Source organism: Actinoplanes sp. NPDC089786, from assembly GCF_040684855.1.
Classification (GTDB): Bacteria; Actinomycetota; Actinomycetes; order Mycobacteriales; family Micromonosporaceae; genus Actinoplanes.
Genome location: NZ_JBFBGU010000002.1, coordinates 246,439 through 258,442 on the forward strand (window position 1 = coordinate 246,439; position 12,004 = coordinate 258,442).

Annotated in this window: 9 protein-coding genes and 1 pseudogene; 4 read left to right on the forward strand and 6 right to left on the reverse strand. The window is 72.1% G+C overall.

Annotated features, from left to right (window positions below; all coding sequences use genetic code 11):
* Nucleotides 1–34 precede the first annotated feature (34 nt).
* A pseudogene (locus AB0O15_RS11990) lies at nt 35–991 on the forward strand (P-loop NTPase fold protein); the annotation flags it as partial.
* 302 nt (nt 992–1,293) lie between these two features.
* On the opposite strand, the gene AB0O15_RS11995 reads toward AB0O15_RS11990, so the two are convergent.
* The 4 genes from AB0O15_RS11995 to AB0O15_RS12010 form a co-directional block, all read right to left on the reverse strand.
* A complete protein-coding gene (locus AB0O15_RS11995) occupies nt 1,294–2,109 on the reverse strand; it encodes an AfsR/SARP family transcriptional regulator (RefSeq protein WP_364317547.1) in 816 nt (271 codons plus the stop codon).
* Nucleotides 2,110–2,181: 72 nt separating this feature from the next.
* Nucleotides 2,182–3,339, reverse strand: a complete 1,158-nt coding sequence (gene mycP, locus AB0O15_RS12000) for a type VII secretion-associated serine protease mycosin (RefSeq protein WP_364318124.1) — start codon at nt 3,337–3,339, stop codon at nt 2,182–2,184.
* A 131-nt stretch (nt 3,340–3,470) separates the two neighbouring features.
* Nucleotides 3,471–4,727 carry a hypothetical protein gene (locus tag AB0O15_RS12005; protein ID WP_364317548.1) on the reverse strand — a complete coding sequence of 419 codons (1,257 nt, stop codon included), beginning with the start codon at nt 4,725–4,727 and terminating at the stop codon, nt 3,471–3,473.
* Complete coding sequence (locus tag AB0O15_RS12010; RefSeq protein ID WP_364317550.1) at nt 4,724–5,389, reverse strand: BTAD domain-containing putative transcriptional regulator; 666 nt, start codon at nt 5,387–5,389, stop codon at nt 4,724–4,726. Before AB0O15_RS12010 ends, AB0O15_RS12005 begins: the two co-directional genes overlap by 4 nt.
* An 85-nt stretch (nt 5,390–5,474) precedes the next feature.
* Between AB0O15_RS12010 and AB0O15_RS12015 the strand changes: the two genes are divergently transcribed.
* The 3 genes from AB0O15_RS12015 (at nt 5,475) to AB0O15_RS12025 (ending at nt 10,367) form a co-directional block, all read left to right on the forward strand.
* Nucleotides 5,475–7,610, forward strand: a complete 2,136-nt coding sequence (locus tag AB0O15_RS12015) for an NB-ARC domain-containing protein (RefSeq protein ID WP_364317552.1) — start codon at nt 5,475–5,477, stop codon at nt 7,608–7,610.
* 92 nt (nt 7,611–7,702) lie between these two features.
* On the forward strand, nt 7,703–9,493 hold the full coding sequence (locus tag AB0O15_RS12020) for a VWD domain-containing protein (protein WP_364317553.1): 1,791 nt from the start codon (nt 7,703–7,705) through the stop codon (nt 9,491–9,493).
* A 97-nt stretch (nt 9,494–9,590) separates the two neighbouring features.
* Nucleotides 9,591–10,367 carry a phosphotransferase gene (locus tag AB0O15_RS12025; protein ID WP_364317554.1) on the forward strand — a complete coding sequence of 259 codons (777 nt, stop codon included), beginning with the start codon at nt 9,591–9,593 and terminating at the stop codon, nt 10,365–10,367.
* Here the strand turns inward: AB0O15_RS12025 and AB0O15_RS12030 are convergent.
* Nucleotides 10,360–11,178 carry an isocitrate lyase/phosphoenolpyruvate mutase family protein gene (locus AB0O15_RS12030; protein WP_364317556.1) on the reverse strand — a complete coding sequence of 273 codons (819 nt, stop codon included), beginning with the start codon at nt 11,176–11,178 and terminating at the stop codon, nt 10,360–10,362. The genes AB0O15_RS12025 and AB0O15_RS12030 overlap by 8 nt on opposite strands.
* A gap of 129 nt (nt 11,179–11,307) precedes the next feature.
* Nucleotides 11,308–11,895, reverse strand: coding sequence for a TMEM165/GDT1 family protein (locus AB0O15_RS12035; RefSeq protein ID WP_364317558.1), 588 nt, complete (start codon nt 11,893–11,895; stop codon nt 11,308–11,310).
* Nucleotides 11,896–12,004 lie beyond the last annotated feature (109 nt).

The window sequence follows — 12,004 nt, forward strand, 5'->3', positions numbered from 1 at the left end:
CAGCTCAACACGAAGCGAGCAGCAGGCAAATCCGATGATCGGCCGGTTTGTCCGGCTCGGCGTCGACCGATACGGTCCGATCACGCCACACCTCAGGGAGGACCACCTGATCACGCCACTGTCCGACAACCCGGTCCCGGCGGTCGACGGCGACCTGTTCGGTTTCCGGACGTACGTCGAGGAACTGCACGACGTCGTCGCCCGGGCGGACTCCCTCCCGCTGACGGTCGGGGTCTTCGGCTCCTGGGGTTCCGGCAAGTCCAGCTTCATGCGCATGTGGCAGGACCTGCTGACCGGTGCGCCCACCGACCGGGCCGTGTGGTTCAACCCGTGGAAGTACGACCAGAAGGTCGAGGTCTGGGCCGCGCTGCTCCAGTCCCTGCTGGCCGAGGTGGCCTTCGAGGAGGAGCGCGGCGGCGAGCGGGTCACCCGGATGGCCCGGGCCGTGTCCTGGCTGGGGTTGCGGGCCGGTGCCGGGATCGCGGCCAACCTGGCCAGCGGCGGGCTCGTGCCCGCCGCCGACGTGACGTCGGTGATCGACGCCGTGACGGCCGAGAACCGGCAGCACTACGCCGAGATCAACCGTTTCGAGGCCGACTTCGCGGCCGCCGTCGACGCCATGCTCCCGCCCGGGGGAAAACTGTTCGTCTTCGTCGACGACCTGGACCGCTGTACGCCGGAGTCCGCCCTGAGCGTGCTGGAGGCGATGAAGCTCTTCATCGGCGACGCCCGCTGCGTCTTCGTGCTGGCGATGGACATCGACCTCCTCGGCTCGATCGCCTCGACGAAGTTCGGCTCCGAGGTGGCGGCGGACGGCGGCGCCTACCTCGAGAAGATCATCCAGCTTCCGTTCCACCTGCCGCGGATCCAGTTCGCCGCCGTGCGACGTGCCTTCGGCCCGGCCCTGGGCGACCTCGGGGCGGATCCGGTCCTCTGGAAACTGATCGAGACCGGTCTCGGGCACAATCCGCGGCGGGTCAAGCGGTTCGTCAACGTGCTCAACCTGGCCCTCGCCATCCGCCGGCGGGACACCTTGGTGTCGCCCCGGCCGAGCCGCGCCCAGGAGATCCAGCTGGCCGCCCTTCTGATCATCCAGAGCGAGTTCCGGCCGACCTTCCACGCCCTGGCCCGTGATGCCTCCCTGTGGTCGGCCGACCGGCCGGAACAGGTCCCCGACGAGCGGGCTCGCGCGGTGCTGTTCCATCCCGGCCTGGCCTGGCCCGGCCGAGCCCGGCCGAGGTCATCCGCATGCTGGATGTGGCCCGGCTCTCGGGCCCCGGCCTGGAACGCTGATCACCCCCGGGTCGTCGCGGCCGCGTTCCGCCGGTGCGGGGCCCGGGACGGGCAGGCCGGCCAGTGCGGGGCCGGGCGGCGGCGGGACCGGCCCGGGGCGGCGGCGAGGACGCGGCGGTGGGCGGCCTGGGCCTCCGGGCCCGGTTCGATGCCCAGCTCGTCGGCCAGGAGGCGGTAGAGGCGCTGGTAGGCGGCCAGGGCGTCGGCTCGGCGGCCGGTTCGGTGCAGGGTCGTGATCAGGTGGGCCCAGAAGGTCTCGCGCAGGGGGTGGCGCGCGGTCAGGGCACGCAGCTCGGCGCTCAGGCCGTCGTGGTGGTGCCCGGCCAGGTCCAGGGTGATGCGGCGGTCCAGGGCGGACAGCCGCAGGTCGGTCAGCCGGGTCGCCTCGACGTCGGCCAGCCAGGCGGAAGGCATGTCGGCCAGGGCCGGCCCGCGCCACAGATCCAGGGCTAGGCCGAGGATCTTTCGTTCGGTACGGGCGTCACCCGCCCCGGCGGCCTCGTCGAGGAGCCGGGCGAAGCGCAGCGCGTCCACCCGGTCCGGGTCGGCCACCAGCGTGTAGCCGGCCGGTCCGGTGTGGATCGACGCCGCGCCGAGCAGCCGCCGCAGCCGGGTCAGGTAGACGGTCAGCGTGCGGCGGGTGCTGGCCGGCAGGTCCTCGTCCCAGACGGCGGCGGCCAGGCGGCCGGCCGACACGGGGGTGCCGGCCGACAATGCCAGGACGGCCAGGACGGTCCGCAGCCGGGCGGCGCTCGGTGTGACGTCCCGCCCGTCCACGGTCACGGTCAGCGGACCCAGAATGCCGACGGAAACCATGACCACAGCACACCGCAGGACCGGGCCGCGTGTCCGAGCCATTCGATCCAGGTCGAACAACGCGTGGCGAGGCTAGGACGAGCGGCGGATGATCGCCACGCCGAGGCCGGCCGTGAGGAGGAGGAGGGCCGCCGCGGGCCACCAGAGGCGGGACCTGCTCTCGTCGCCGGCCGGTGACGCGGCCGAGGCGCCGGCGTCCGCGGCGGCGCGGTCGGCCTGGGCGCGGTCGCCGAGCGGGGCCGAGCCGGAGGCGCCGGGGGTGCCGAGCCGGGCGTGCCCGGGCGCCGGCGAGGTGTCGAGCGGGTTGCCCTCCACCGCCGGGACCTCCGCGGTCAGCGCGCCGGTCGGGTCGACCAGGCCGAAGCCGTACTTCTCGTCGCGGCCCTCGGGACCCCGGTCGCGGGCGGTCCGGAGGATCCGGTTGACCACCTCGCCGGCCGGCATCGACGGCCAGCGGGACCGGACCAGCGCCACGGTGCCGGCGACGATCGGCGCGGCGAAGCTGGTGCCGCTGGCCTTGTTGTAGCCGTCGGGATAGATGCCGACGATGTGGGCCGCGGGGGCGGTGACCGCCGTCTCGCGACCGTAGTTCGAGCCGGACCAGAGCGCGTCGCCGGAACGGTCCACCCCGGACACGGCGATCACGCCGGGCTCCCGGGCCGGGTACCACACCGCGTTCGTGGTCGACGCGCTCACGTTGCCGGTGCAGGCGACCACCACGACGTCCTTGGCGAAGGCGTAGTCGATGGCCGCGGCCAGGGCCGCGCTGCCGGCGCCGCCGCCGAGCGACAGGTTGATCACCTTCGCCCCGTGGTCGACCGCCCACCGGACGCCCTCGGCCACCACCAGCGCGTCGTTGTACCGGTTGGTCTGGTCGAGCACGCGTACCGGAAGGATTCTGGCCTTGGGGGCGATGCCGGCCACACCCGCGGCGTCGTCCTTGCCCGCGATGATCGCCGCCACCGTGGTGCCGTGCCCGACCAGGTCGGTGTCGCCGTCGCCCTCGGTGTCGACCAGGTCGAGGCCGGGCAGCACCTGGCCGCGCAGATCGACCTGGCGGGCGTCCACCCCGGAGTCGATCACCGCGACCGTGACACCGGCGCCCTGCGACCAGGTCCAGGCCCCGGCCACGTTCAGCGTACGGAGATGCCACTGCTCGGACCGGACGGTGTCGCCGGCCCGCGCCGCTGTGGCGGGCACCCCGAGCACGGCGACCACGCCGGCGGACAACCCGGCCACCACACGCCGGCAGAGCCTCTTCCATCCGCTCACGGGTCGACGATGCCCATCTGCCGGGACCGGACGGGGACGCCGATCGATGCGGGCAGATTACCCCTTTGACGAGGACCCTGGGAAAGGCCTCAGCCCGGGAAGTTCGCGCAGATGCCGGGCCAGGCCGCCTTGCCCTCGTTCTTCCACGGCGAGGCGGTGGTCAGGTCGAGCGTGGGCGAGCCGGTCAGGTCGACGTAGCCCAGGGACGGGGTGCCGCCGCAGGCCCTCGCGCCGGTCTCGGCCAGGTACTTGGCCTGCAGGGCGCTCAGCCTCGGCGCCGCGAACGAGCTGCCGAAGCTGCCGGGCAGCAGGGCCGCGGGACCGGTGGCGTCGAGCTTGACCTCGCCCGAGTTGAAGCGGGCGGCGATCGACGGTTCGGCGTCCACACTGGCGCTGACCACGAAGTCCCACAGCGCGGGCGCGAACGGGAACGGCAGGCCGATGCGGTTGCCCTTGGCGTCCTTCACGCCGTTGCCGGCGGCGCCGACCGGTACGACGGTCAGCGGGCCGTCGGGCTCGATCAGGTCGTGGCGGAAGCTGGTCCAGGCCTGGTCGTGGATGATGCCGGCCAGCGGGCGCTTGCCGGGGTTGAACTCGCGGACGTCGACGGTGCGGTAGAACGCGCCGGTCAGCGGCGAGCGCAGCACGGCCAGGCGGTCGTCGCGCAGCACCCGGGTGGTGAAGGCGCCGCCGCGGACCAGCGCGGGGTCGAGCCGGCCGGACCCGTCCAGGTAGTCCCGCAGCGCGTCCTTCAGGTCGCCGGTCGCGTCGTTGCTCACCATCTCGTCGTAGGCGGCCAGCAGCTCGTTCAGGGACTTCTCGTCGAGCCAGCCGACCACGTCGCACGGGACGACCACGAAGCTGAGGTTGAGCACGATGCGGTCGAAGCCGTCCTTGCGCAGCGCCTCGATCTGGGTGCGCAGGCCGGCCAGCAACTCGTCGACCCGGTAACGGTCGGCGTGCACCGGCACCTCACGCAGCGCGTACTTCTCACCGCCGATGACGTACGTCCACTGTGTCATCGCCGCCGTGTCGACGTCCGGCGCCGTCCCCGCCACCACGGAAAGATCGTCCTTGAGTACGCGGTACACGAGATCGCCGTGCGAATAGCCGGACGGCGGGAGGTCGTCCCCGGCGCCGGTGGAGCCGACCTCGTTGGCGCCGACCGTGCAGTTGTCGGTCCGCGTACCCGTGCGGGCCTTGGGGTTCCTGCCCAGACCGAAGTCGTCGACCACGACCACGGCGACGTTCCCGGGTACCGGCCGGACGGGCACCTTCGCGACGGCCGGTGAGGCCGGAGCGGTCACGATCAGCAGGGCCAGCGCGGCCCCCAGGAGACGTCTCATGGAACAGCAATCTGGCCGGACGGACCGGCGAGCACAACGGAAGTGACGGAAAGCGGATCCGCGGCGTACGCGCGGAGTCCGTTGTCGTCCGGATTGCCGGCCTGGAGGCGATCCAGCGCGGTGATCACGTCGCGGGTGCGGCCCAGGGCGCGACCGGCGGCGACCAGCGCGCGGCAGGCCCGGTCGCGCAGCCGGACCAGCCGGTCCACGTGCTCGGTGACGAACGGCTTCTCCGGCAGGCCGAGCAGCGGCGGCTCGGTCCACATGGCCAGGGCCGCGATCAGCAGGTCGACGGCGATCTCGTCCGGCGCCACGGCGGCCCGGAACACCAGGTCGGCGAAGACGTAGAGGTCCACCTCGTCGCCGTCGAGCAGCAGGCGGTAGCCGGTGCGGGCCGCGCGTTCGGTGACCAGCAGGCCGGGCGGGAGGCAGCGGCGAAGCTCGCCGATGCGCTTGTGGACGCCGACGCGCTGCTCGCGCCGGATCTGCCCGGCCGGGTCGGGCCAGGCGTCGCGGTGCAGGTCGTCGGCGTAGACCAGGGCGCCGCGGGCCAGGACCAGGCGGGCCAGGACGGTACGGGTGATGGGCGGCAGGTCGGCGGGCAGTCCGTCCACTTCGGCGGAGAAGATCCCGAACCCCGCGATCCGTAAGCGTGATTGCATGTGGGCCAGCGTGCGCGGACCCGGTACAACCGGAACAGGGTTGCTGCGGAACTGCTGACGTTCTGCTGACGGACGGGAGGCGCCGGTGGCCGGGTTCAGCAAGCACCGGTGGCCGACCGGCGGACCGGAACGCGACCTGCTGGAATATCTGGACGACCTGCACCGGGCGCACGGACAGCCGTCGATGGCCCGGATCGGCAAGGCGGTCGGGCTGGTCGCGGCCACCGTGTCGGCGTTCTTCACCGGCGCCCGCCCGATCGGCCCGGAACGGCTGCGCGAGATCGTGACCTATCTGGACGGCGACCCGGCGCGGGCCGAATCGTTGCGGCGCGCGGCTGCGACCGTACGCAACGATCGCCGGTCTTCGAACCCGGAACCGCGGTGGGCCGCCGACACGTCGCGGCTGGACGTGCTCCTGTTCGACCGCGCGGCCAACCGGCTGCACCGGCCCGAGCTGATGGTCGGCCGTCAGCGGGTGATCGAGACGGTGAGCGCCCGGCTCGACGAGGGCGGACGGGTGCTGCTGCACGGGCTGGGCGGCGCCGGGAAGACCGCGATCGCGGCCACCGTCGCCGACCGGTCGGTGGACGCGCGCAAGGGGCCGTACCTGTGGCTCCGCACCGGGGACGCGGACTCCGACGTGCTGCTCGACGGGCTGGCCCGGTGCCTGGCCACGGCGCTCGGCCTCGGCGGCGGCGGGCCCGAGGGCGACGCGCGGCTTCTCATGATCGGCCACCAGCTCGAGGAGCTCGGCGTACGGCTGTGCGTGCTCGACGACGTCTGGAACGCGTCCGCCCTGCACACCGTGCTGCGGGCGATCCCGGCCGGCATCGCGGTCCTGGTCACGTCCCGGCTCAAGCTGGGCGTGGAGCATCAGGTCGAGGTGGACGGGCTCGACCCGGCCGAGGCGGCCAGGCTGCTGGCCCATCACGCGCACGACGACACGTACGCCTCGCATCCCGACGCCGCCGCCCTGTGCCGCGACCTGCGGCACCACCCGTACCTGATCGAGATCGCCGGGCACCGCCTGCGCCAGTACGCGCTCACCCCGGCCGACCTGCGCAAGGAGGTCGACGGCGCGCCGCACGACCTGGCCATGCCCGCCGGGTTCGCCGCGCCCGGCCGGGAGAACGCGCGGCGGCTGCTCGACACCACGATCGACGCCCTCCCCCAGGCCGACGCCCGTGCCGCCCTCGGCGCGATCGGGTCGCTGGCCAGCGGAACGGTCACGCCGGAGCTGCTGTCGTGCTGCCTCGGCATCAGCCTCAACCGGTCCCGGGCGGCGCTCAACGCGCTGGTCGACGTGAGTTTCGCGAAGCGCTCGGCGGGCGTCTACGTGCTGCACGACCTGACGGTCGCCTACGCGCGGTCGGTGCTGCCGCCGGCGCCGGCCCGGGTGCGGGACTTCGTCCTGGCGTACGCGTCGGATCATGATCTTCTGGCCCGCGAGCTGGACAACATCGTGGCCGAGGCGGCGCTCGACCCGACCATCGTCGAGCAGCTGGCCTCCTGCGGCTACCTGGACACGCACGGTCACACCCTCCCGCTGCTGCGGCTGCTCGACCGGGCCGTCGAGTCCGGCCTCGGCGACCGGCATCTGTTGCTGAGCAAGCGCGGCAACGCCAGCTTCCACGAGGAGGACTTCGCGGCCGCGGTGACCCACTACCGGGCCGCGCTGGAACTCGCGCCGACACCGCAGCGCCGAGTGATCCTGCTGAGCGTGATCGCCAAGGCCCTGGCCGAGGATGGCCGGCACGACGAGGCGGAGCAGACCTTCGCTTCGGCGTACGCGCTGGCCCGGGTCAACTCCGACGAGGTCGGCACGATGCGCACCCTGGAGGCGCACAGTGTGGCGGCGTTCCGGCAGCGCGACTTCGACCGCGTCCTCGCGCTGACCCAGCAGGGCGTCGAGCTGAGCCGGAAGCTGGGCGACCGGGCCCGCGAGGCGATCTTCCTCAACAACCTCGGATCGGCCCACTTCGAGATCGGCGTCTCCACCGCCCTGCGCTACCACCGGTCGGCGATGGAGATCGCGGAGGGTAACGAGCACATCCTCGCGCTCACCCACCGTTGCGTCGGCGCCGACTACCACGCGCAGGAGGAGTTCGAGCCGGCGCACGAGCACTTCGGCACGGCCCTGCGGCTCTACGAGCGGCTCGGCCAGTCCGGATCGGAGGCGAAACTGCGCCGGCTCATGCGACGTTTCGGGTATCCGACATAGCCTCTACAGCACTTCTGGCGTTGTTTCGGAAGCAGCCGAAGCCGTCTCCTTTGCACGACCATTTCGTGGCTTGTGTTGGGGGAGGAACGGCCATGAGGAAAGTTCTGGGCACGCTGTGTGCCCTCATCGTCGTGTTAGCCGGCGCCACTGCGGCTCACGCGGCTCCAACTCCGGGCATCGGGGACTGGCAGAATTCGGTCTCCAAGGTGGCCCGGCCGGCGTCCAAGGGGTGCTTCACCACCGAGTACCCGAGCACCAACTGGCGGCCGGCCGCGTGTGCCGCGCCACCGGCCATCCCGATGCCGCCCAAGGCCGGCGCCCGGCCGCTCGTGATCGGCAACGGCACCGACCTGTCGGCGCAGGTGCCGGCCGGGAACTTCATCCAGACCTCGATCGGCACGTTCGAGGACGTCAACGTCACCGGCGGCCGGGGACCGATCGGCAACGCGGGCGCGCTGATCGAGGACGCGTACACGCTGCAGATGAACACGAACTTCTTCGCCAGCACGGCCTGCGCCGGGTCGCCGAACCCGGGCTGCCGGGGGTGGGAGCAGTTCGTCCACGCCAACGACGGGTCGAACGGCTTCGTCTTCATCCAGTACTGGCTGCTCAACTTCAACACCACCTGCCCCGGCGGCTGGAACCAGTTCCAGTTCGGCGGCGTCGGTGACATCTACTGCTTCCGCAACAACAGCGGGGGCGCCACCCTGGTGCCGAACCAGCCGATCGACAACCTGGCCAACCTGAGCCTGGCCGGCCAGGTCAGCGCGACGGCGGACAGCGCGACGCTGTTCGTCGGGACGACCGCTTTCACCCGGACCGGCGACAACTCGGTCAACGCGGCGGCCGGCTGGGACACCTCCGAGTTCAACGTCTTCGGCCTCGGTGGCAACGAGGACGGCGGCGGCATGTTCAGCTTCGACCTCGGCAACTCGATGACCGTGCGGAACCGGGTCCTCTACGGCGGCCGGGACAAGCCGACCTGCGTGGCGACCGGGTTCACCGGCGAGACCAACAACCTCAACTTCGGCCCCGACGCGCCGGCCGAGAGCGGAGCCGGACCGGCCCTGATCTTCAAGCAGCACGACGGCGCCAACGTTCCGGGCTGCGCGGCCGGCGTCACCATCGGCGACGTGCACGCGCACACCCTCGCCGGCCTGTACTACGACTTCCAGGGCGTGGGCGACTACACGCTCGCCGAGGTCGGCACCGGCTTCGAGGTGCAGGCGCGGCACATCTCCGGCGCCCCGACCTGGCCGAACGCGTCGGTCAACCAGGCCATCGGCACCCGGATGGGCAAGTCCGAGGTTGCGGTCTGCGGCGGCAGGTCGCTGATCGTCGACGGCGAGAAGGTCGAACTCAAGGACGAGCCCCTGGTCCTGAAGTCCGGCGTGAACGTCACTCTTACGTCGGGCGGCGCGTACGTGGTGACCGACGAAAGTGGCAACAGCGTCGTCGTCACGCCGCGCGGCGCGTACCTCGACGTGGAGGTCGGCCTGGGCACCTGGCCGGCGAAGGTCCGTGGCCTGCTCGGCAACCCCGACAACAACATCAAGCTGCTCGAGGCGCGCGACGGGACGATCTTCCAGGTGCCGCTGTCGTTCGGCGACCTGTACCACAAGTTCGGCGACAGCTGGCGGGTGAAGCCGTCCGAGTCGCTGCTCTCGGTCTGCGGTGAGAAGACCGAGGAGAGCAACCCGGACAAGCCGTTCTTCGCCCGCGACCTGGACCCGAAGATCCGTGACCGGGCCCTGTCGATCTGCCGGCAGAAGGAGATCGCCGCCGGGTGGCTCGAGGCGTGCACGCTCGACGTCGCGGTCCTCGGCAAGGAGGCCGCCGGGGTCTACGTCGGCAAGAAGCCGCCGCTCCTGGACGGCAACTGACCCACATCCGACAGCCGGCCCGGTGGCGGTCACCCGCCGCCGGGCCGGCGTCCGTAATCGAGTGTCGCCGTCGCTCGACGAGGGCTATAACCACGGCATGACCGAAGAGGCCTTGGCCGGCGGGAACACCGTCGGCGCCGCGCGGATCGGCGACGTCGTCCACAAGCAGACCTTCCCGTGGACACCCACGGTGCACGCGTTGCTGCGACATCTGGAGGACGCCGGCTTCGACGGTGCTCCCCGGGTGCTCGGCTTCGACGACCAGGGCCGCGAGATGCTCACCTTCCTGCCCGGCGAGACGGCCGCCGGCCAGGTCCCCTGGCCGGTCTGGTCGTTCACCGACGTGCTGCTCACCCAGGTCGGCCGATGGATGCGACGCCTCCACGACGTGACGGCCGGCTTTGTGCCACCGGCGGACGCTCAGTGGTTCACCGGGCGGACGATGGAACCGGGTCTGGTCATCGGTCATCAGGACGTGGCCCCGTACAACGCGGCGGTCCTCGACGGCGACCGGCTGGTCGGCTTCTTCGACTGGGACTCGGCGTTCCCGTCGACGCGGGAGTTCGACCTGGCGCTCGCCGCGCTCTGGTGGGTGCCGCTGTGCCCGCCGGAGATCGCGGAGGGGATCGGCTTCCACCACAGCGCGGACCGGTCGCGCCGTCTTCATCTCCTGCTCGACGCGTACGGCTACGACGGTGACCGGCACGCCTTCGGCGCCACCGTGGTGGGGCGCGCCCGGCGGCAGGCCGCGACCATGCGTGAGATGGCCGAGGCCGGCGATCCGGCCGCGACCGCGCTGGCGTCGGTCGCGGGCTACATGGAACAGTCCGCCGCCCACATCGAGGCGCTGCCAACGGACTTCTGGGTCAGGTGAGCAGCGCGTTCAGCTCCGGGTAGTCGAGGTTCGGGTTCAGCGCGGCAAAGGTGCCGGTGGTCAGCAGCTCACGGGCGGCGCGGTCGGCCACGGCGTAGGCGGCCTGCGCCACCGCGGTGCCCACGCTGATCCGGCGTACGCCGGCGGCGGTCAGCTCGGCCACGGTCGGCCCGCCCGGGCCGGTCATCGCGTTGACCGGCAGCGGCGACGCCTCGGTGAGCCGGCCCAACGTTCCCAGGTCGAGCAGGCCCGGGACGAACAGGCAGTCGGCGCCGGCCTTGGCATAACCGCCGGCCCGGGCCAGGACGTCGTCCAGGCGCCCAGCCGGGTCGCCGACCTGGCGGAGGTAGACGTCCGTGCGCACGTTGATCACGAACTCCGGGATGGCGGCCTCCCGGGCGGCCCGGACGCGTCGCGACTGCTCGGCGACGGAACGCAGGGTGCCGTCCGACGAGCGGGCATCCTCGAGGTTGACGCCGGCCGCACCGGCGGCCAGCACCGCGCGGACCGTCTCGGCCACGTCCTCCGGGCTGTCGCCGTAGCCGCCCTCGACGTCGGCCGTCACCGGCACCTCGACCGCGGCGACGATCCGGGCCACCGCGGCCACCATCTCGTCCCTGGTCAGGCCCTCACCGTCGCCCCGGCCCAGCGCCCAGGCCACCCCGCCGCTGGTGGTCGCGACCGCCGCCGCGCCGGCCCGCGCCACCAGGGCCGCGCTGGCCGCGTCCCAGGCGTTCGGCAGCACCAGCACCGACCGCTCGTGCAGCTCCCGCAGAACCCGCGCCCGCTGGATCGTTCTCTCGTCAGTCATTTCGAGGAGTCTGGTCGGCGGGGCGCACCGACGCTGGCCGGATTCGGACATCAACGTCAGGCGAAGGTCCGGCCTGCCTTCGACGCGCTGGACAAGTACTCCTGCCCGAAGTAGACGATCGCGACCGGATCAGGCGAGCTGGCCGATCGCGTCGATGAGCAGCCAGACGCCGAAGATCGCGAAGAGGGCGGCGGCGCCGTACTTGATGGCCCTCTCGGGGAGGCGCTTGCCGAGGAAGCGGCCGAGCAGGATGGCCAGGGCGTCGGCGGCGACCATGCCGAGCGTGGAGCCGAGCCAGGTGCCGAACCAGCCGTGCTGGGTGGCCAGGGTGATCGTGGCGAGCATGGTCTTGTCGCCCAGCTCGGCCAGGAAGAAGGCGACGCTCACGGCGACGATGGCCGAGCGTCTGGTCTGCTCGGCCTTGCCCTTCTCGTCCTCGGTGAGCGAGTCGCCGCGCAGCGTCCAGGCGCCGAAGGCCAGGAAGGCGAGGCCGGCCACGAGCGCGATCCAGCCGGTCGGCAAGGACGCGCCCAGCCCGTACCCGATGCCCACCGAGACGGCGTGGACGACGGCGGTGGCCACGGTGATGCCGATGAGGACCGGCAGCGGTTTGAAGCGGGTGGCGAACGTCATCGCCATGAGCTGCGATTTATCGCCCAGCTCGGCGACGAAGATGACACCGAAACTGAGCGCCAGGGCGGCCAGGAACCCGTCCATGAAAAAAGCCTCTCCACGTCAGACCGGGGCGGGCACGAACGACCTCGACCCGGCAATGTCTCAGCCAGATCGAAGGTCTCGCCCGCCTCACCCGTGGATGAGGCCGTGT